The organism is Bradyrhizobium sp. LMTR 3 (genome assembly GCF_001693485.1).
GTDB lineage: Bacteria > Pseudomonadota > Alphaproteobacteria > Rhizobiales > Xanthobacteraceae > Bradyrhizobium.
The window spans coordinates 199,130-218,569 of record NZ_MAXC01000055.1; the positions used below are offsets into that span (position 1 = coordinate 199,130).

Below are 19,440 nucleotides of genomic sequence, written 5' to 3' on the forward strand. Positions count from 1 at the left end.
TCAACGTTCGACTTGGGCAATCTGATCTTTATTCGGGCTGTCTTTAAACTGGAGAAGCAGACATGATCGCCCGCACTCTTTTGATTGCCGCCACGGCGCTTTCGCTCGCCGCCATGCCGGCGATGGCGCAGACCAAGAAGACCGATACGGACAGTGGCCCCCATTACACTGGCGGCCCCAAGACCATGGTGCCCCCTCACATAGGCAAGAAAGATACCGGCAAGACTGTCGGCAAAGTAGGCCCAAGCGGCAGCCATCATTACAGTGGCGGCCCGAGGAGCGACCCGCATCACATGGGGCCGAAATAACAATCGGGCGTCGTCAACCCGCGGTGAATGTGCGTCGCGGGTTGGCTATTCGCCTTGCGTCAATGCAACGATTCCTGCGCAACATTGTTGTCACGGGACGCGATAGACAAACTGGCATGCATGCATCCACCATCTGAGCTTCTTGTTGCCGCGGGAGTCTGGCATGCGAGAAACATCACCCGAATTTTCGCTGACGAGCCGAGAATTGGACCTGATCCATCGATACTGGCAGGCGGCGAATTACCTTTCGGTCGGACAAATCTACCTCCTGAGCAATGCCCTTCTTCACGAGCCGCTTCAGGCCAAACACATAAAACCGCGCCTGCTCGGACATTGGGGAACCACGCCGGGGCTCAACTTCATCTACGTCCATCTAAATCGCTTGATCAGCGCCCACGATCTCAATGTGATCTACGTTTGCGGCCCAGGGCACGGCGGCCCCGGCATGGTGGCAAATACCTATCTTGAGGGCAGCTACGGCGAGATCTATCCCGACATCACCCGCGACGCAGAAGGGGTTGCAAAGCTGTTCCGACAGTTTTCTTTTCCGGGTGGCATTCCGAGCCACGCTGCGCCCGAAACGCCCGGTTCGATTCACGAGGGGGGCGAACTTGGCTATGCGCTGGCGCACGCTTACGGCGCGGCACTGGACAATCCAGACCTCATCGTGGCTTGCGTTGTGGGCGACGGTGAAGCGGAGACCGGACCGCTCGCCGCCGCTTGGCACTCCAATAAATTCTTGAATCCCACGCATGATGGAGCGGTGCTACCCATCCTGCATCTCAATGGCTACAAGATCGCTAACCCAACAGTGCTTGGCCGGATGGCCAACGAGGAAGTGAAGAACCTCTTCCGTGGTTATGGATACGAGCCGTTCTTCGTCGAAGGTCATGAACCGGCTGCGATGCATCGGATGATGAGTGAGACGCTGGAGACCGCGCTCGACCGTATCAGGAACATCCAATGGGCGGCGCGCGAAGGCCGCGCGACGGATCGGCGTCCACAATGGCCCGTCATCGTGCTGCGAAGCCCAAAAGGTTGGACCGGTCCCAAGGAAATCGATGGCTTGAAGGTTGAGGGCTTTTGGCGGTCGCATCAGGTACCGATCGCAAACCCGCGCGGTAACCCGAAGCACCTGGAGCTACTCGAGCAGTGGCTGCGCAGCTACCAGCCCGAAGCGCTTTTTGACGCCGACGGCCGCCTGCAAGCAGAACTACAGGCCCTCGCACCGATCGGTGACCGCCGGATGGGTGCCAATCCACACGCAAATGGCGGGCTGCTGAAGCGCGAACTCAAGCTCCCTGACTACCGTGACTATGCCGTTGAGGTTTCGTGTCCTGGCGGCTCGCGCGCGGAAGCTACGCGACAAGCCGGCGAGTTCTTGAGAGACGTCGTTCGGCTAAACAGTGACGCCCGCAATTTCCGCATCATGGGACCAGACGAAACGGCTTCGAACCGCCTCGATGCGGTCTTCGAGGCAACGGATCGCGTCTGGATGGAAAGCATCGAGCCCTATGATATCCACCTAGCGCATGATGGTCGCGTGATGGAAGTCTTGAGCGAGCATCTCTGCCAAGGCTGGTTGGAGGGCTATCTGCTCACTGGCCGGCACGGCCTGTTTTCCTGCTATGAAGCGTTCATCCACATCGTGGATTCCATGTTCAATCAGCACGCCAAATGGCTGAAGGTAGCGCGTGAGCTGCCGTGGCGGCGGCCGGTCGCTTCGCTCAATTATCTCCTGACCTCGCATGTCTGGCGGCAGGATCACAACGGGTTCAGCCATCAAGATCCCGGCTTCGTCGACCTTGTCGCAAACAAAAAGGCGGATATCGTCCGAATCTATCTCGCGCCGGATGCAAACACGCTTCTATGGGTGGTCGATCACTGTTTACGAACCTATGACCGAATCAACGTTATCGTGGCTGGCAAGCAGCCGGCCCCGCAATGGTTGACCATCGAGCAAGCTGCTACGCATTGCAGCGCCGGCATCGGTATTTGGACGTGGGCGGGCAACAAGGCCGAGGAAGGTGAACCCGATGTCGTCATGGCCTGCGCTGGCGACGTTCCAACCCTGGAGACGTTGGCTGCCGTCGATCTGTTGCGGAAGGCCCTGCCCGAACTGAAGATCCGCGTTGTCAACGTCGTCGACCTGATGACCCTGCAGCCAAGAAGCCAACATCCGCATGGCCTTGATGATCGGGAATATGACGTCATATTTACCCGCGATAGGCCGGTGATCTTCGCCTACCATGGCTATCCCTATTTGATCCATCGACTCACCTACAAGCGGTCGAACCACGATCACATGCACGTTCACGGTTTCGAGGAAGAAGGCACAACGACCACGCCATTCGACATGGCCGTACTCAATCGCCTGGACCGTTTCCATCTCGCGATCAATGTGATCGATCGCGTGCCGGGGCTGAGCACGACGGCCGCACATATACGTCAGCAGTTTCGCAACAGGCTGATCGAGCACACACGCTACGTCCGGGAGCAAGGTGAGGACATGCCTGAGATCCAGCAGTGGAGCTGGCCCTACAAAACCGCTGCCGAAGCCGGCGACTGACCGCGTCTGCTCAACTCCGAGGGCACCGATGATGTCCGATGCCATCCTCGTGTTCAATGCAGGCTCCTCCAGCATCAAGTTTGCGCTGTTCGAAACCTACGATCGGGGCGATCCTCGATTGTTCTGCAAGGGTCTGCTCGACGAAGATCAAGATGAACCGCGGTTGATAGTGAAGGATGCCGGTGGGCACGTCGTGCTCGAAAGACACTGCGCTCCCTCGGAAGCGGCCGACGGCGGATTATTTGGCGACGTTCTCGACTGGGTAGAAGGACAGGGAAAGGCGCTTGTTGCCATCGCACACCGCGTCGTCCATGGCGGCAGGCACTTCACATACCCCGTCCGGATCTCCCTGGAAGTCATTGAGGCGTTAGACGGCCTAACGCCGCTCGCGCCGCTACATCAGCCCCGATGCCTGACCCCGATACGCAAGATCAGTTCATTGCGGCCGAACTTGCCGCAGATCGCGTGCTTTGACACTGCCTTCCATCACGGTCTCAAGCCACCGGTCAGCCGCTTCGCCCTTCCGCGACGTTTTGAGGAGATCGGTATTCGCCGCTATGGCTTCCATGGACTATCCTATGAATACGTAGCGAGCCGGCTAGCCGATCTCTCGCCTTCCCTAGCCGCCGGCCGTACGGTCGTAGCGCATCTTGGTAACGGCGCGAGCCTGTGCGCGATGCAGAACGGACGGAGCATCGATACCACAATGGGCCTGACTGCCCTGGATGGCGTCGTCATGGGGACACGTTGCGGGGCGATCGATCCCGGCGTGTTGCTGTATTTGCTGCAGGCGATGCAGATGTCTGCAGCCGACGTAGAACGCCTGCTTTATCGGGAATCGGGCCTCCTTGGGGTGTCCGGCATCTCCCACGACGTACGAACACTGCTTGCCAGCGACGATCCCCGCGCCGCGGAGGCGCTCGATCTCTTCGCATTCAGTATCGCGCGGCAAATATCGGCGATGGCCAGCAGTCTCGGTGGAATGGATTGTCTGGTGTTCACTGGCGGAATCGGTGAACACGCCAGTACGATTCGGGCAGATGTCTGTGTTCGGCTGCGATGGCTGGGTGTCGAACTCGACGATAAAGCCAATGAGCTTTCCAAGAATCGGATCAGCCCCAAAGAAAGCCGAATTGACGTTCGCATTATCCCAGCCGACGAGGAGATTGTGATCGCCCGACACTGCTCTACGCTGGTAGAATTGAAGGGCTAACCAAGGTATCGGCCCACGGAGCACGACATCGGCCCGCTCGCTCCGTAAAACCCCGTAAGTGGATGCCCTTAGGATATCGACCGAAATATTCGGGAACAACAATCCACGGTACACCAAGCCATCCCGCATCGAGGAGATGGCAAAATGCTCAGCCAGACGATCACCGCTCCGGCAATCCCCACAGCCAAAGTTTTTCCTGCCCCGCGAAGCCAGGCTACCCCGGCCATCGACCAGTTCAACGCAATCGCGACCTACGCGGGTGTGATTGCCAGCGAGTTTTCCTACCGGAAGGACGAGGAAATCTACGGCGAGGGCGAGCCTTCGGAATACGTCTACCAAGTGGTCCGCGGCGCGGTTCGCACCTACAAGCTCCTCAGCGACGGACGGCGCCAGATCGGTGCGTTCCATCTGCCCGGCGACGTGTTTGGCCTCGATGCCGGCTCGACCCATCGCCTGACGGCCGAAGCGGTCGCGGATACCACCGTCCGGCTGGTAAAGCGCCGTAGCTTGGAGGCCGCCGCTGGATCGAACGTCCAGGTTGCTCACAACCTCTGGACCATGACCGCAGGCGATCTCCGGCACGCTGAAGACCATATGCTGCTTCTTGGTCGCAAGACCGCGATGGAAAAGGTTGCGACTTTCCTGCTCGAAATGGATCGCCGGCTCGCCAAGACCGGCATGGTGGCGCTGCCGATGTGCCGCCGCGATATCGGCGACTATCTCGGTCTGACGCTCGAAACCGTGTCGCGCGCGCTTTCTCAACTCAGCGACCAGGGCATTCTCGCATTTTCGAGCGCCCGCCAGATCATGCTGCGCAATCGCCAGCGCCTCGCCGACATGGACGCCTGAGGTCGGCTGCGACAGCGTGCCGAAAGGATGGGAGTGCAATATGAACCTCTATCGCGCCTCCTTCTACAAGGATCTCCTGAATTCCGGCGGTCATAGTTTCAAGTGCCTGCAGAGCCAGCTCGAAGCTCAATCGGACGGCCCGTCTCAGGCGCTGGTCTTGCGGAACGGCTGGTCGACAACGAGCGTCTGAATGCCGACTGTGTCAAGGTCATGCACTTGAGCGCTCATCACGACTTCGAACATTTATCGACTCACTCGCCCGCGCCGTGCAGACATACTTAGAACCGTATCGCGGAGCGAACTTACCGCGCGATGGAGGCGATGTGGAGCTTGCGGCGGCCGGCTGGGCGCCGTTCAACTGGCCGCTCCTCCTCGCATTCGTCCTGATGTCACTGCGGTTGGACGCTTGATACTGCTCCGTGCACCGGGCGTGGTGTGGGGCCTCTGAAGTCGCGGTGACCCTGAAACTGCTTTCGGCAGAAAGTTCTGGAGGGCCGGGTTATGGCTCGCCCGCGCAGATACCAGCATCTGAAGGACATCGGCGCATGTCACTGTTCGATCCTGCTATACTGGGATTCTGCCGTCGCAAGGATCGTCGCTGGCCGGCGCCATAGGCTTCATCGTCGGCGGCGGAGCCCTGCTTGGCACTCGTCACGGTGGGGATCATCGCGCTGACCGCGATCGCCTATTTTCGCTCTCGCAGTGACGATCCCGGCCTTACATCCGAAGTCGCGCTCGTGCTGACGGTCCTCCTCGGCGGCCTCGCCATGCAGCGGCCGGGCCTGGCTGCCGGCGTCGGCGTTGCACTCACTGTCCTTCTCGCGGCGCGCACCAGATGCGCTTAATCCGCGCGCGATCTGGATCATCGTTATCCCAGTGATGGCAATCGGCGCCGCCTATTAGTGCTAAGTCCCCTGCGAGGCTTGGTGGGCGCACCAGGGCTCGAACCTGGGACCCGCTGATTAAGAGTCAGCTGCTCTACCAACTGAGCTATGCGCCCGGATGTTTCAAGTCCGGCAAGCCTTCGTGAGAGGGCGTCGTTTAGCAAAGCGATCCCGGGATGTCCAGCAAGCTGGGCGGAGTTTTCCCGGGGCTTTGGCTGAGAGCCGGAACGGCGAAAAGCCGCTGGATTTCAGCGGCTTCTGCCCATGTTCGGATCGGGCGCCGATCAGGGCCGCCTCAGAGCCGTTCGGGGCCGCCCCGGTCCGGGCCGCCGTCCCGGTCATACCTGTTCCGGTCATAGTCGCGATGGCGATCGAAGTCGCGGTCCATGCCCCGGTGCTCGCGGTGCCGCCAGCCTTCCCTGCCCCCGAACCGGTCCATACGGGTCAGGACGGCAAGCCGGCGTTTCTGGCTGTCATCCAACACCTTATAGAGCGGGTCGGCCGCGTCCGCGATCTTCTTCATGGCGGCTGCCGTTGCCGACATGGTTTCGGCATGCTCGCGCAGCCGCGTCACCGGATCGTCCGGCTTCTGCTGGCTGGAATCGTCCCGCGGCGCGTTCATCCGCGCATTGGCGCGATCGATTCTGAGCTTGGCGAACTCCCGGACCGCAGCCTCGACCGGCGGCCACAGCTTTTCCTGGTCGGCCGTCAATTTGAGGCCGGCATGGACGGCCGCGATCCGCGCGTCGGCATAAGCCGCCCGATCCTCCGGGCTCATCCGCATATGGCCGTAGCCCCAATGGCGGTGCTGGGCATAGACGGCGGTCGAGCCGGCGATGGCAAGAACCGCGACGGCGGCGATGGTGAATTTCCTCATGCGAACCTCCTTGAAAGGTTGCATGAAGATGATCCTGCGCCAGTCGGCGTTCAACTTAAGGATTGGCAAGGGAGGCTTCCCTTACCAAGATGTAATGTGACACCGTTTGATCCACCGCAATGCGATATTACTACAGCATCCCCAACGCACGCGGCAGCCACAACGAGAGTTCCGGCACGTAGGTGACGACACCGAGGAAGATCAGCATGGTCAAAAGCCATGGCCACACCGCGATCGTCAGCTCGGTGATGCCCATCTTGGCGATGCCGGAGGCGACGTAGAGGTTGAGCCCGACCGGCGGATGGCACATGCCGACTTCCATGTTGACGACCATCAGGATGCCCAAATGCACCGGATGGATACCGAGCTTGACCGCCACCGGAAACAGGATCGGCGCCATGATCAGTACGATCGACGACGGCTCCATGAAGTTGCCGGCGAGCAGCAGCAGCACGTTGACGATAAGCAGGAAGATGATCCAGTTGACACCGACCGAGGTGATCCAGTTTGCGATGTGCTGCGGAATGTTTTCGTTCGCCATCAGGAATGAGAACAGCACCGCATTGGTGATGATGTAGAGGATCATCGCGCTCATATTGGCCGAGCCGAGCAGCACCTTCGGCACGTCTCTGAGTGACATGTCGCGATAGACGAACACCGCAATCACGAAGGCATAGACGGCGCTGATCGCGGCCGCCTCCGTCGGCGTGAAAATGCCGGCATAGATGCCGCCGAGCACGATTACGATCAGCAGCAATCCCCACATGCACTTGCGGAACGCCGTGAAGCGCTCGCCCCAGCTCGCGCGCTGCAGCCGCGGATAATCGTTCCTCCAGGCGCGGTAGAAGGTGGTCATCCCAAGCAGCGTCGCCATCATCAGGCCGGGAATGACGCCGGCCATGAACATCTGGCCCACGGATGCCGACGATACCCGCTGGCCGGCGGGATCGAGCGCGATGCTGCCGCCGGTCGCCACGCAATAGATCACCATCACGATCGAGGGCGGGATCAGGATACCGAGCGCGCCTGATGTCGTGATGACGCCGGCGCCAAAGCGTTTCGGGAATCCCTGCTTGACCATCGCCGGCAGCATGATCGCGCCGATCGCGATCACGGTCGCCGGCGACGAGCCGGACACCGCGGCAAACAGCGCGCAAGCCATCACGCCGGCAAGCCCAAGGCCACCGTACCAGTGTCCGACCATCGAGGTCGCAAAATCGATCATGCGTCTCGCGACACCGCCATGGGTCAGGAAATTTCCCGCGAGGATGAAGAACGGGATAGCCATGATCTCGAAATTGTCGATGCCGGTGAACAGCTTCAGCGCCACCGACTCGGTCGGCACGTTCGTCATCGTGTAGATGACGGTGAGCACCGTCAGACCCAGCGCGATCGAGATCGGCATGCCGGTCAGCATCAGCAGGATCAGCAGCCCGAAGATGATGAAGGAGGTCATCGTGTCACCTCCGCGACGCCGGCGCCGGGCGCATCGACGTCGACGCCCTCGACATGGGCGTGGTCATGGTGCGGAAGATCGCCCGTGAAGAAGTAATGATACGCGACCTGCAGGAAGCGGAAGCACATCAGGTAGGAGCCGAGCGGAATACAGAGGTAGACGAACCAGCTCGGGATCTCGAGGTCCGGCGACACCTGGTCGGTGTGGTAAAGCCCGTAGACGAAATGCGCGCCCATGGTGCCGATGACGGCGGTGAAGAAGGCCCCGCAAAGCAGCCCGAACAGCACGATCGCGTTCTTCCAGGGCGACCTGACCTGGTTGACCACGACGTCGACGCCGACATGGATGCCGGTGCGGACGCCATAGGCGGCGCCGAACTTGGCGACCCACACGAACATGTAGATGCAGAGCTCCTGCGCCCAGGACAGGTTGATAGGGAACAGGATCGGAAACAGGAAGGGAACGCCGAGCAGATAGCGATGGCAGACGGCGAGGAAGATGATGAAGGTCGCGAGCGCCATCAGCGTCGCGATCAATATCTCCTCAAGCCGATCGAGGATGCGAAGCAGTATCAATGTCCCCCCTTCAGGTCAGGCCTTTACGACGCCTCACCTTCCTTCGCGGCCGTGTGTTGCCGAGCCCCCGACATACAAGGGCTTCCGTGCCTTGGCACGGAAGCCCGACAACGTCGTCTCAGTTGGTTGCGCCCTTGGCTTCCTTCATGAACTCGTCGATCACCCCCTGGCCGACACGGCCGGCGACGTCTTTGTAGACTGACTCCATCGCCTTGCGCATGGCCGAGTCCTGCTCCGGCGTCAGCTTGATGATCTCGCTCTTGCCGGTCTTGACGATCTCGGCGAGCGCGTCGTCGTTTTCCTTCTGCGACTGGCCGTTGCCGTAGGCGGTGGCTTCCTTCATCGCCTTCTCGCACTGGGCGCGGATGTCAGCCGGCAGGCCATCCCAGAACTTCTTGTTCACGACCACGATGTAGCCGATATAGCCGTGATTGGTGTTGGTGATGTACTTCTGCACCTCGTGCATCTTCTGGGTATAGATGTTCGACCAGGTGTTCTCCTGCCCGTCGACGACGCCCGTCTGCAGCGCCTGGTAGACTTCCGAGAACGCCATCACCTGCGGGACCACGCCGAGGCCACGGAACTGGGCTTCCAGAACCTTCGAGGACTGGATGCGGAATTTCAGGCCGCGATAGTCGGCCGGCGAAATGAGCTTCTTGTTGGCGCTCATCTGCTTGAAGCCGTTATCCCAGTAGGCGAGACCGGTCATGCCCTTCGGCTCGAGCAGCTTGAGCAGCCTGGTACCCAGCGGTCCGTCGGTGACCTTACGCACCGTGGCAAGGTCGGGAAGGATGTAGGGAAGATCGAACACCTCGAATTCCTTGACGCCGATCGGGCCGAACTTGGCGTTCGAGGGCGCCAGCATCTGCACCGCGCCGAGCTGCAGCGCCTCCAGCTCTTCCTTGTCCTTGTAGAGTTGCGAGTTCGGATAGACTTCGACCTTGACCTTGCCGTCGGTGTATTTCTCGGCCAGTTCCTTGAATTTCTCCGCCGCGAGCCCCTTCGGCGTGTTGGTCGCCACCACGTGGCTGAATTTGATCACGATCGGCGACTGCGCCGCGGCCGGTCCGATCAGAGTCAATGCCGCGATCGATGCCGCAGCCAAAATCAATTTACGCATGTATCCTCCCAGACTTTTTGCAGAACGCGAATGAGACGTTCCGAGCTTGCATGCCAGTTGCATCAATACAGACAAGCCTGCCGAATTGCCATTGCCCGTTAGCAGGGGCCCGCTGCCAGGATTTGCTGCACTGCAAAAATCATGGCTTTCCCATCCCGCAAACTGTCATCCCCGCGAAGGCGGGGATCCAGTACGCCGCGGCTTCTCGGTTCAATCATTGACGTCTCTGGATACTGGGTCACCCGCCTTCGCGGGTGACGACAACGGAATATGAGGCCGCATTCTCGCGGCGCGTTGCGCCCGAGCTTTGCTCTCAACTTCCCACCCTCTCATTCAGAGGGCGCAGGGAAGACCGGGTGCTTGCTGCACCCGCGGTCTCGTGTGCAAGTGCGCAAAGCAAAGCGCACACGAGCATACAGGTACAGCGGGAGCATCCCGGCCTTCCCTGCGCAATGGCTTTACGGCTTACTTCGTGCTCTCCCCGGCGAACGGCTCTTTTGCCACCGTCGCCCCCGAGAAGCTTCGCTTCTCGAGGACTTAATGCCAGCACCGCGACATCAGGACCACACGACTTCACCGTACGCTCCCGTCTTCGCCAAGAGGCTTCGCCGGGTTTGGTACCGGTCCGCCGAAGCTTTAGCGAAGGCGGATCCTGCGCCTACGTCTTGCGCATTCCGCGTCCATCGCATCTCACCGCACGTTCGTGACGATCGCGAGCGCCCCTCAATGGGTGAGACGGGCGGAGTTATGCCGCTGATTTGCCCTGCACGTTAAGCGAAATATTTTCGACTCCCGGGCTTGACACGATTTCTGAAAATCAGAAGTGATTTACCCGTCGGGTTGATTTGTCGCAGCCACATATTGAAATTGCGCTTGTGCGCGAAGCAAATCAGTTCGCAGCTTCGTAGGGTGGGCAAAGGCGCGCTTGCGCTGTGCCCACGGTCTCGCGCTCTGCTCACGATGGTGGGCACGCTAGCGCTTTGCCCACCCTACGTTCTTCGACCACAGCCGTCACTGCGAGGAGCAACGCGGAGACTGTCAGCCTCACTTCGTCGCCTCGTCCGTGATGTCGTTCAAAACCTTCGTAAACGTCGCGTAGTTGGGCGGGGTCTCCAGTCCATGCCGCGGATAGATTGTCTTGTACAGATAGTCGGCTGAATTATAAGACAGCCATACCTTGCCCTGGTCATCCTCCCAAACAAGCGCCTTCGGAGGATTGTCGATCGCGAGCTTTGGCGTCTTCGCCATTACCGGCGTGCCGAGTTTCGGATTGCCGAAGATGAGCACCGTGCGCGGGCGCATATCGATGCCGAATTTCTTTCCCGCAGCGGCGTGGTCGATTTCGGTGAACACAATGAAACCGGCGCCCTCCCTTGATTTGACGGCCGCCTCAAACCGCGAAATCGTATCCTTCACCGAATGGTTGCTCGACTTCGTAATGATACCATCATCCGCGAAAGCGGGTGTTACAAACAGGAGTGTCAAGAAAGCGACAATGAGTCTCATCGGACCTTCTCCTAACTGGGTTTCCAATTTTCAGGTAACCGACACCACCCTTTGTATGCAGCTCGCCGACAGGTCTAGAACCGCGTGGTCAAATTAGTCAGCCATTCCGGCGAAACATCGACCAGGAATGCTTCGAGCGCCTTGTCCGCTCCCGAGATGACGAGCATGCCTGCGACGATCAGCAAGAGACCGAGCGCGGATTTCATTCCGCTACCCGCGGCCAGCAATCGCCCGCGCCAGCGCGCCATCGTTTCCCGGGAAAGCCATCCCAGCCCCAGCAATGGCAGTGCCGCGCCGATACCGAACGCGAGCATTGTCAGTGCCACCTGACCAAGATCCTTGCCCTGGGCGGCCAGCAACGACGCTGCGCCAAGCGTCGGCCCTACGCAAGGGCTCCATACGGCGCCCAGCAGGACCCCGATCCAAAACTGTCCGGCTACACCGCTTGCGCGGCTCGTTGCCAGCCTGCTGTCGGCCCAATTTCCGATCGGGCCCGCTGCAACCGCGATCTGCGCCTGTAGCCGCGGAGCGACGAGCACGATGCCGACAAGCATGATCAGCGTCGCCGCGACGTAGCGTAGCCGGTCGGCATCCAATCCGATCGAGTGACCGGCTGTCGCCAGAAATAATCCGATGCCGGCAAACGAGAGGCACAACCCGGCAGCAAGCGCCAAAGGTCCCTGACGATGGCTCGATGCCGCGGCAGCCATGACAATTGGAAGTATTGGGAGCACGCAAGGTGAAAGGATCGAAAGGATTCCTGCGAGAAACGCCAAGAACGTACTGCCGATCGTCATCGCCGCTTTCCCATCTGCTAGTCACCTTTGCCGGCACGCTCGACGACGAAGTCAGACGGCTTTTCCGACCATGGCGAAGATCGACTCCCGCTTGGTATCGCCGACCGAGCGGGCGGCTTCCCTGTCGCCCTTGAAGGCAATCAGGGTCGATTGCGCACGGACGCCGAACCGTTTGAGCAGGTCCTTCTGGCTGTCGAAATCGATCACGAAATAGACAAGTTCCTTGAATTTTGGATCAGCCCTCAGATCGCTCAGGATCGGGGCCTGTGCCTTGCAGGTCGGGCACCACGGCGCATGAACCGCAATCAGAATTGGCTTGCCGGCTTTTTGGGCCGCGGCGAAGGCCTTGGCATCGAACGCATGCGCGCCCTCCGCGAAAGCCGGCGAAGCGGCGAGCGTTCCGGCAGCGAGCATGGCTCCGAGCATGAATCGGCGGGTCAGCATGGTATTCTCCTCGTTGATCTGGATGAATTTCGTTTCGGACGCCGCAAACGTTACGCGCCCGCACCAGCAGCGGGATATATTTCGCAGGGCTCAAGACTGAGAGGTTCCAGGCAGCCGCGGCAAAGGTTAGCGCGCCTCAGTCGTCACCGGACAGGGTTCCCGCGGGCAATGGTCGGCGCTTATGCGCTTCGCAGATCAGCGAGGGTGGCGGCTTACGCAAAAAACGCGGCGCCAACGAGCCGCGCTTTGCTAGAAGGTTCGTAGGGTGGGCAAAGGCGCGTTTGCGCCGTGCCCACCGTCCCGCACCATGCCCGCGATGGTGGGCACGCTATCGCTTTGCCCACCCTACGATCGCGTACCGTCAGCCTGCCACCGCCGCCGGCATGTCGCGCTGGCGCTTCATGACGATCTTGTTGAGCGCGCCGAGATAGGCCTTTGCCGAGGCAACCAGCGTGTCCGGATCCGCGGCGCGCGCCGTCATCGAACGGCCCTCGTGCGAGAGCCGCACCGAGACTTCGGCTTGCGCGTCGGTGCCTTCGGTGACGGCATGGACCTGGTACAGCTCCAGCTTTGCTTCGTGCGGCACCAGCGCCTTGATGCAGTTGAACACCGCATCGACCGGACCGTTGCCTTCGGCTTCCTCGATCCTGGTCTGGCCTTCGACGTCGAGCTTCATGGTGGCACGCTGCGGACCGTGCGTGCCGGCGATCACCGTCAGCGAGGTCAGCTTGATGCGATCGTGCGAGGCCGCCATTTCCTCATCGACCAGCGCCTCGATGTCTTCGTCGTAGATGTCCTTCTTGCGGTCGGCCAGCGCCTTCATCCGCGCAAAGGCATCTTCGAGCTGGTTCGGACCGAGCTTGTAGCCCATCTCTTCCAGCTTGTGCACGAACGCATGACGACCGGAATGCTTGCCGAGCACCAGCGAGGACTGCTTCAGGCCGACCATCTCGGGCCGCATGATCTCGTAGGTGGAGGCGTCCTTCAGCACGCCGTCCTGGTGGATACCGCTTTCGTGCGCGAACGCGTTACGGCCGACGATCGCCTTGTTGTACTGCACCGGGAACGAGGTCGCCGCCGAGACCAGCTTCGAGGCGCGCGTCAATTGTGTGGTGTCGATCTTGTTCCACCACGGAAACTTGTCGTTGCGCACGTTGATCGCCATCACGATCTCTTCGAGCGCAGCGTTGCCCGCCCGTTCGCCGATGCCGTTGACGGTGCATTCGACCTGGCGCGCGCCGCCGGCGATGCCAGCCAGCGAGTTCGCTACCGCCATGCCGAGGTCGTTATGGCAGTGGACGGAGAAGATCGCCTTGTCGGAGTTCGGCACCCGCTCGATCAGCGTCTTCATGAAGTGGGTGTATTCCTCCGGCACGGTGTAGCCGACGGTGTCGGGAATGTTGACCGTGGTGGCGCCGGCCTTGATGACGGCTTCGACGATGCGGCAGAGGAAATCCATCTCGCTGCGGGTGCCGTCCTCGGCCGACCATTCGACGTCGTCGATCTGATTGCGGGCGCGGCTGACGTTGGCGATCGAGAGCTCGACCACCTGCTCCGGCGTCATGTTCAGTTTCACCCGCATATGCAACGGCGAGGTCGCGATCACCGTGTGGACGCGGCCGCGTTTTGCAAACTTCACCGCTTCGGCGCAGCGGTCGATGTCCTTGGGATGCGCGCGCGACAGGCCGGCGATCACGGCGTTCTTGGAGCGGCGGGCAATCTCGCTGACCGCCTGGAAGTCGCCTTCCGAGGTAATCGGGAAACCCGCCTCGATGACGTCGACACCCATGTCGTCGAGCATTTCGGCGACCTCGAGCTTTTCCTCGAACGTCATGGTCGCGCCCGGGCACTGCTCGCCATCGCGCAAGGTGGTGTCGAAAATAACGACGCGGTCCTTCTCGGACTTGTTCGCTGATGTCATATGCTGAATTCCTTTTGGATCGTAGCGCCATCTCTCATGGACGCTGAAGGGTCTGTGATCTCGCTCAAAACCCCTGAGTGCCCAGGCGCAAACGCCCAGACGGCCCTCAGGGGCCGATAAGAAGCAGAAGCCCGCCAAGAAGCAGGGTGGGCGCGGACGCAGCCGGAAGCGCAGGGGCAGCCTTGGCCGCTCCACCCCGAACCCCGTACCTTTCGCTGCGAATCAGCATTGCCAGACCCTTAGGACGCTCAAATCTCGGCCAAAACCATTGACGGTTCGTTGCCCGGACGGCGTTCCGGTGCTGTTCTAGACGAGAATTGCCGCTCGCCGCAATGCCAAAAGAGGGTCAGGACAGGTGACCTAATGGCCGAGGGAAGTCGGCTAAGCGGCCCGGGACCAGGAAGCACCTTCCGGCGTTACCAGCCCATAGCCGGGCAAGCAGCCGATGGGCGTTGAGACCGAAATCAAGTTCCGTATCCCCAAGCGCAATCTCGGGTCCCCGCCCAGATTGACCGTGCAGGGGTGCAAAATCGGCAAGCGCTCGGAGAGCGATCTGCTGTCGACCTATTTCGACACGCGCAAACACAAGCTGAAGCGGCACGGACTTCTGCTCCGGGTCAGACAAACGGACGGCAAGCACATACAAACAATCAAGCAGGCGTCCGGCGCGCAATTCGGCCGTGGCGAGTGGGAAACCGAAATAGCAGGCCGCACCCCCGATCTTGACGAGGCGAACGGCACGCCGCTTCAGCAGCTTGCCTCAAAGAAGCTGCGCCGCAAGTTGAAGCCGATCTTCGAGACCTCGGTGCATCGCATCACCATGCCGGTCCGCACCAAACGGAGCGAGCTGGAGCTTGCCATCGATCACGGCAGGATTGTCGCGGCCGGGCACACAAGCCGCATCGAGGAGGTCGAACTAGAATTGAAAAGCGGTCCGGCAAGCGATCTGTTTCGCGTCGCGAAGGCGCTGGAAGGAAAGCTCGCGGCCGAGCTTTGTTTGAGAGCGAAGGCAGACGAGGGCTACGATCTCGTCGACGGCAAGCGCGCTCAAGCTGTTTTTGCCGAGCCAATCGAGCTCGGGGAGCGAATGACCGTCATCGAGGGCTTTAAGGTCATCGCCCGCTCCGCGCTTCGCCATTTTTCCGGAAATGTCGACGCCGTCCGCAGCCTTGACCCGGAAGGCGTGCATCAGATGCGCGTGGGCTTGCGCCGCCTGCGTGCCGCCATCTCGCTGTTTTCGAAGGCATTACCCCAGACCAAAACCGAGGAGATCAAGACAGAGCTCAGGTGGCTGACAAACGAACTCGCCCGCGCGCGCGAGCTCGACGTCTTCCTGGAAGAGAAGATTGGTCCTGTCGCCCGCGAAATAACACCGCGCCGGGGCGGCAAAGCCATCGCGAGGCAGTTTGCCGAGAAACGCGCCGAGGCGCTCGCGCAGGCCAGAAGGGCTGTCGATTCGCCGCGATGCCGCGCGCTGCTCGTCGATGTGCTCGAGTGGATCGAGGCACAGCGCGGCCGCACAAACGGCGCCAACAGCGAACTTGGCGAATTTGCCGCAGAGCTCCTGGATCGGCGCATCCGGAAAGCACGGAAGGACGCCGGAAAGCTGCAAGCAATGACTGCGCGTGAGCGGCACACGTTCCGGATCAGGATGAAGAAGATCAGATACGCGGCCGAGTTCTTCGACAGCCTTTTTCCCAGCAAACGCGAGCGAAAGATACTCGCGCGCCTATCAAAACATTCGAAGAAAATTCAGGATGCCTTGGGCTCGCTCAACGATTTCATGGCGGACCGAAAAATGGCGGCAGAGGCCGCACTCAAGGCGCCACCACAAGACAGGCGCGCCCGCGCCTATGTTTCCGGCATTATCGTTGGCCGCGAGGATGAGCAGGCAAAGCCGCTCATGCAAGCGGCTGCGAAGGAAGTGCGTGCGCTTCGCCATCTTTCCGGACTTGGCTGATGCTTCGGGGAAGCGGCGGAGTGACGTGGCGACTAGTGGCCGATCCTCTACCCTGGGTGAGGGACGCACCGGCGGTAGGGTTCCCTCCCCCTTGCGGGGGAGGGAACCTGACCAGCGTGCTCACCTCGCTCGGCACCAATGGTGGGCACGGCGCATGTGCGCCTTTGCCCACCCTACTTCTTCGCCCCACCCTCCTCCGCCAGCAGCGCCTCGCGCACCTTTGCGAATTCGCTGCGGTCGGCCTTGTCGACCTTTGGAAAATGCAGATCGAGTCCGTCGAGCGCGCTAGCGATCGTCGAGCCGATCACGACGCGGGCGAACCATTTGTGGTCGGCAGGGACGACGATCCATGGCGCCGCCTGCGAGGCGGTGTGGCGGATCATATCCTGGTAGGCAGCCTGGTATTTCGCCCACAGCGCACGCTCGCCGATATCGGCCATCGAGAACTTCCAGTTCTTGGCGGGCTCTTCCAGCCGTTCAAGGAAGCGTTCGCGCTGCTCCTCCTTGGAGACGTTGAGAAAGAATTTCAGGATCACAGTGCCGTTGCGCGCCAGGTAGCGCTCCATCGCGGAGATGTCTTCGAAGCGCTCCTTCCAGATGTTTTTGGTTACGAGTTGCGGCGGCAACTTCTGCCTGTCGAGAATTTCCTGGTGCACCCGCACCACCAGGCATTCTTCATAATAAGAGCGGTTAAAGATGCCGATCCGGCCGCGCTCCGGCAGCGCGATCATGCTGCGCCACAGGAAATCGTGGTCGAGCTCTTTGGTCGACGGCTGCTTGAACGAATTGACCTCGCAGCCCTGCGGGTTGACGCCCTCGAACACGCTCTTGATCGCGCTGTCCTTGCCGGCGGCATCCATGCCCTGGAAGATCAGCAGCAGCGACCAGCGGTCCTGGGCGTAGAGTTTTTCCTGGAAATCGTTCAGGCGCTTGCGATTGGCCTCGATGATCCTGGTCGCCCCCTCCTTGTCGAGACCGCCCTTCTCGTTGGTCTTGTGCGACTTGAGATGAAATTCGCCCACACCGTCGTAGCGGAACGGGGCGACATAGGTTTTCAGTTCATCTGCCAGCGATGGCTGCGGCTTCTTGCTCATGTGGTCTTGGGCTTCTTCGGTTGCGCCTTCAGTTTGTCAAGGACGCTACCAAGAATGCCCTTGGGCAGGAAGATGATGAAGACCACCAGCAAAACGCCGTAGACCAGGTTGTCCCAGCCGACCGCCTTGGTACCGAAGCCGATCCGCAGCCCTTCCGCGAGCAGGATGGTGATGATGGCGCCGATCGTCGGTCCGAGCGAGACATAGAGCCCGCCGACGATGACGGCGAACACCATCTGCAGCGACACCGCAATGCCGCTGACCGTGTCCGGCGAGATGAACATCTGGTACTGGCAATACAGCGCGCCGGCGAGCGCGGTCATCAAGGCGGAGATCAGCGTGATCTTGAGCTTTTCGGCTGTCACGTTGACGCCGGCCGCAGCCGCCGCGTCCTCGTCCTCCGAGATCGCCTCCATGGCGTAGCGGCTCATGCTGCGGTCGACCCAGCGCCAGATCAGAAGGCCCACCACCCAGACGCCGAGCGCGATCAGATACCACGTCGTCTTGTCGTCGAACTGCAGCGCCAGCAGCCCCCGGCCGCTGGGCGCGCGGTTCGGCGTGTAGCCGAGCGAACCGCCGGTGTAATCACGCGTCGCGGTGATGACCTGCAGCACGATGCCAGACAGCGCCAGCGTCACCAGCACGAAATAATGCCCGGTGATGCGGAAGCGGAAGCAGGGATAGGCGACCACCAGCGCCAGCAAGCCCGCCGCCACCATGCTGAGCGGAATGCCGATCCAGGGCGTGATATCGAGGTGGTTCCACAACAGCGCCGTGACATAGGCGCCGACGCCCATGAATCCGCCATGGCCAAGCGACACCAGCCCGAAGCGGCCCATGATCGACCACGACGTGTAGGCGAACGACCAGATCAGGATCAGCACCAGGATGTGCAGGTGATAAGGCTCACGATAGACGAAGGGCAGCGCGATCAGCGCGGCTAGTCCAACGGCCCAGGCGGTGTAGCGGGAATTCACGAGCGCCTCGCCAAAAGGCCCGCGGGCCGGATGAACATCATGACGATGAAGAAGGCAAAGGCCAGCACGTAACCCCATTCGAGGTCGGAGTACAGGCCGCCCAGCGAAATGATCTGGGCGAACACGAACGCCGCGATGAAACCGCCGACGAAATTGCCGAGCCCGCCGAGCACGCAGATCAAGAAGGTGATCGGCCCAAACGACAGCCCGACGAACGGATGCACGTCATACTGCAGCACCAGCAGGCAGGCGGCGAGGCCGGCGAGCGCGCCGCCCAGCGCCGAGGTGATGAGATAGATCCGCTTGGTATCGACCCCCATCAGCGACATGATCTGGCGGTCCTGCGCAACGGCGCGGATCGCCGTGCCGGTAAAGGTGCGCTTCATGAAGAAGTAGATCGCCAGCATGCCGAGCAAGGCGGCGACGAAGGCGAGCAGTCGCGAATAGCTGAAATGCATGTCGCCGATCGCCAGCACCGGCAGGCGGATACCGAGGTTGCGGAAATCGATGCCGAAAGCGACGGTTGCAAAGCTCTGCAGGATGAACAGCACGCCGCCGGTCGCGAGCAACTGGTTGATCGGCGGTGCGGTCAGTAACGGCGCGATGACGATGTAGTGCAGCGCCGCTCCGAGCGCTGCGACCAGCAGGATCGCGATTGGCGCTGCGACCCAATACGGCAGGCCGAACACCTGGACCATGTAGTACATGCCGTACATGCCGATCATGACCAGCTCGGCGTAGCAGATCCATGTGACGTCGATGACGCCGAAGATCAGATTGAGCCCGAGCGCCAAGAGCGCCAGCACGCCGCCGAGCAGGATGCCGTTGACCACGGCTTCCAGCAGGTAGATGTCGAAGGTGTCGAGAAATGCCTGCATGCTCGCTTCGCC

General features: G+C 61.0%; 17 protein-coding genes, 1 tRNA gene and 1 pseudogene. 7 read left to right on the forward strand and 12 right to left on the reverse strand.

The window, feature by feature from the left end:
• Positions 1-62 precede the first annotated feature (62 nt).
• The 6 genes from LMTR3_RS35115 (at position 63) to LMTR3_RS35135 (ending at position 5,784) form a co-directional block, all read left to right on the forward strand.
• On the forward strand, positions 63-308 hold the full coding sequence (locus tag LMTR3_RS35115; protein WP_065749514.1) for a hypothetical protein: 246 nt from the start codon (positions 63-65) through the stop codon (positions 306-308).
• Between the two features lie 163 nt (positions 309-471).
• The gene (locus LMTR3_RS35120) at positions 472-2,877 is read left to right on the forward strand and encodes a phosphoketolase family protein (RefSeq protein WP_065749515.1); all 2,406 of its coding nucleotides are present in this window, start codon (positions 472-474) and stop codon (positions 2,875-2,877) included.
• A 28-nt stretch (positions 2,878-2,905) separates the two neighbouring features.
• Positions 2,906-4,090, forward strand: a complete 1,185-nt coding sequence (locus LMTR3_RS35125; protein WP_349643842.1) for an acetate/propionate family kinase — start codon at positions 2,906-2,908, stop codon at positions 4,088-4,090.
• 144 nt (positions 4,091-4,234) lie between these two features.
• Positions 4,235-4,939, forward strand: coding sequence for a helix-turn-helix domain-containing protein (locus LMTR3_RS35130; RefSeq protein WP_065749516.1), 705 nt, complete (start codon positions 4,235-4,237; stop codon positions 4,937-4,939).
• 40 nt (positions 4,940-4,979) lie between these two features.
• On the forward strand, positions 4,980-5,129 hold the full coding sequence (locus LMTR3_RS38845; RefSeq protein WP_176722062.1) for a hypothetical protein: 150 nt from the start codon (positions 4,980-4,982) through the stop codon (positions 5,127-5,129).
• 451 nt (positions 5,130-5,580) lie between these two features.
• Positions 5,581-5,784 carry a hypothetical protein gene (locus LMTR3_RS35135; protein WP_065749517.1) on the forward strand — a complete coding sequence of 68 codons (204 nt, stop codon included), beginning with the start codon at positions 5,581-5,583 and terminating at the stop codon, positions 5,782-5,784.
• A 79-nt stretch (positions 5,785-5,863) separates the two neighbouring features.
• On the opposite strand, the gene LMTR3_RS35140 is transcribed toward LMTR3_RS35135, so the two are convergent.
• From LMTR3_RS35140 to LMTR3_RS35180, 9 genes are all read right to left on the reverse strand, one after another.
• Positions 5,864-5,939, reverse strand: a tRNA-Lys gene (locus LMTR3_RS35140).
• Between the two features lie 179 nt (positions 5,940-6,118).
• The gene (locus tag LMTR3_RS35145) at positions 6,119-6,700 is read right to left on the reverse strand and encodes a Spy/CpxP family protein refolding chaperone (protein WP_065749690.1); all 582 of its coding nucleotides are present in this window, start codon (positions 6,698-6,700) and stop codon (positions 6,119-6,121) included.
• Positions 6,701-6,830: 130 nt separating this feature from the next.
• Positions 6,831-8,156: a TRAP transporter large permease gene (locus tag LMTR3_RS35150; protein WP_065749518.1), complete on the reverse strand. Its 1,326-nt coding sequence runs from the start codon at positions 8,154-8,156 to the stop codon at positions 6,831-6,833.
• Positions 8,153-8,728: a TRAP transporter small permease gene (locus LMTR3_RS35155; protein ID WP_065749691.1), complete on the reverse strand. Its 576-nt coding sequence runs from the start codon at positions 8,726-8,728 to the stop codon at positions 8,153-8,155. Before LMTR3_RS35155 ends, LMTR3_RS35150 begins: the two co-directional genes overlap by 4 nt.
• 121 nt (positions 8,729-8,849) lie before the next feature.
• Entirely contained in the window at positions 8,850-9,851 is a 1,002-nt protein-coding gene (locus tag LMTR3_RS35160) for a TRAP transporter substrate-binding protein (protein ID WP_065749519.1), read from the reverse strand.
• A gap of 1,044 nt (positions 9,852-10,895) precedes the next feature.
• Positions 10,896-11,357 (reverse strand): DUF302 domain-containing protein, encoded by a 462-nt coding sequence (locus tag LMTR3_RS35165; protein ID WP_065749520.1) that lies wholly within the window; start codon positions 11,355-11,357, stop codon positions 10,896-10,898.
• A 74-nt stretch (positions 11,358-11,431) separates the two neighbouring features.
• Positions 11,432-12,154 carry a cytochrome c biogenesis CcdA family protein gene (locus tag LMTR3_RS35170; protein WP_065749521.1) on the reverse strand — a complete coding sequence of 241 codons (723 nt, stop codon included), beginning with the start codon at positions 12,152-12,154 and terminating at the stop codon, positions 11,432-11,434.
• A gap of 51 nt (positions 12,155-12,205) precedes the next feature.
• A complete protein-coding gene (locus tag LMTR3_RS35175) occupies positions 12,206-12,598 on the reverse strand; it encodes a thioredoxin family protein (RefSeq protein ID WP_065749522.1) in 393 nt (130 codons plus the stop codon).
• Positions 12,599-12,959: 361 nt separating this feature from the next.
• A complete protein-coding gene (locus LMTR3_RS35180; RefSeq protein ID WP_057846917.1) occupies positions 12,960-14,519 on the reverse strand; it encodes a 2-isopropylmalate synthase in 1,560 nt (519 codons plus the stop codon).
• A 445-nt stretch (positions 14,520-14,964) separates the two neighbouring features.
• Here LMTR3_RS35180 and LMTR3_RS35185 point away from each other — a divergent pair, with 445 nt between their 5' ends.
• Positions 14,965-16,479 (forward strand): CYTH and CHAD domain-containing protein, encoded by a 1,515-nt coding sequence (locus LMTR3_RS35185; protein ID WP_065749523.1) that lies wholly within the window; start codon positions 14,965-14,967, stop codon positions 16,477-16,479.
• Between the two features lie 173 nt (positions 16,480-16,652).
• Here the strand turns inward: LMTR3_RS35185 and LMTR3_RS35190 are convergent, their stop codons facing one another.
• From LMTR3_RS35190 to LMTR3_RS35200, 3 genes and pseudogenes are all read right to left on the reverse strand, one after another.
• On the reverse strand, positions 16,653-17,573 hold the full coding sequence (locus LMTR3_RS35190; protein ID WP_065749524.1) for a polyphosphate kinase 2 family protein: 921 nt from the start codon (positions 17,571-17,573) through the stop codon (positions 16,653-16,655).
• A pseudogene (locus LMTR3_RS35195) lies at positions 17,539-18,550 on the reverse strand (branched-chain amino acid ABC transporter permease). Before LMTR3_RS35195 ends, LMTR3_RS35190 begins: the two are co-directional and overlap by 35 nt.
• Complete coding sequence (locus LMTR3_RS35200) at positions 18,547-19,428, reverse strand: branched-chain amino acid ABC transporter permease (protein ID WP_065749525.1); 882 nt, start codon at positions 19,426-19,428, stop codon at positions 18,547-18,549. Before LMTR3_RS35200 ends, LMTR3_RS35195 begins: the two are co-directional and overlap by 4 nt.
• Between the last annotated feature and the right edge of the window lie 12 nt (positions 19,429-19,440).

Bases quoted from the DNA above. Each gene is read 5' to 3' on its own strand.
- LMTR3_RS35115 (WP_065749514.1), top strand. From the start codon at position 63: ATGATCGCCCGCACTCTTTTGATTGCCGCCACGGCGCTTTCGCTCGCC.
- LMTR3_RS35120 (WP_065749515.1), top strand. From the start codon at position 472: ATGCGAGAAACATCACCCGAATTTTCGCTGACGAGCCGAGAATTGGAC.
- LMTR3_RS35125 (WP_349643842.1), top strand. From the start codon at position 2,906: ATGATGTCCGATGCCATCCTCGTGTTCAATGCAGGCTCCTCCAGCATC.
- LMTR3_RS35130 (WP_065749516.1), top strand. From the start codon at position 4,235: ATGCTCAGCCAGACGATCACCGCTCCGGCAATCCCCACAGCCAAAGTT.
- LMTR3_RS38845 (WP_176722062.1), top strand. From the start codon at position 4,980: ATGAACCTCTATCGCGCCTCCTTCTACAAGGATCTCCTGAATTCCGGC.
- LMTR3_RS35145 (WP_065749690.1), bottom strand. From the start codon at position 6,700: ATGAGGAAATTCACCATCGCCGCCGTCGCGGTTCTTGCCATCGCCGGC.
- LMTR3_RS35150 (WP_065749518.1), bottom strand. From the start codon at position 8,156: ATGACCTCCTTCATCATCTTCGGGCTGCTGATCCTGCTGATGCTGACC.
- LMTR3_RS35160 (WP_065749519.1), bottom strand. From the start codon at position 9,851: ATGCGTAAATTGATTTTGGCTGCGGCATCGATCGCGGCATTGACTCTG.
- LMTR3_RS35165 (WP_065749520.1), bottom strand. From the start codon at position 11,357: ATGAGACTCATTGTCGCTTTCTTGACACTCCTGTTTGTAACACCCGCT.
- LMTR3_RS35170 (WP_065749521.1), bottom strand. From the start codon at position 12,154: ATGACGATCGGCAGTACGTTCTTGGCGTTTCTCGCAGGAATCCTTTCG.
- LMTR3_RS35175 (WP_065749522.1), bottom strand. From the start codon at position 12,598: ATGCTGACCCGCCGATTCATGCTCGGAGCCATGCTCGCTGCCGGAACG.
- LMTR3_RS35180 (WP_057846917.1), bottom strand. From the start codon at position 14,519: ATGACATCAGCGAACAAGTCCGAGAAGGACCGCGTCGTTATTTTCGAC.
- LMTR3_RS35185 (WP_065749523.1), top strand. From the start codon at position 14,965: ATGGGCGTTGAGACCGAAATCAAGTTCCGTATCCCCAAGCGCAATCTC.
- LMTR3_RS35190 (WP_065749524.1), bottom strand. From the start codon at position 17,573: ATGAGCAAGAAGCCGCAGCCATCGCTGGCAGATGAACTGAAAACCTAT.
- LMTR3_RS35200 (WP_065749525.1), bottom strand. From the start codon at position 19,428: ATGCAGGCATTTCTCGACACCTTCGACATCTACCTGCTGGAAGCCGTG.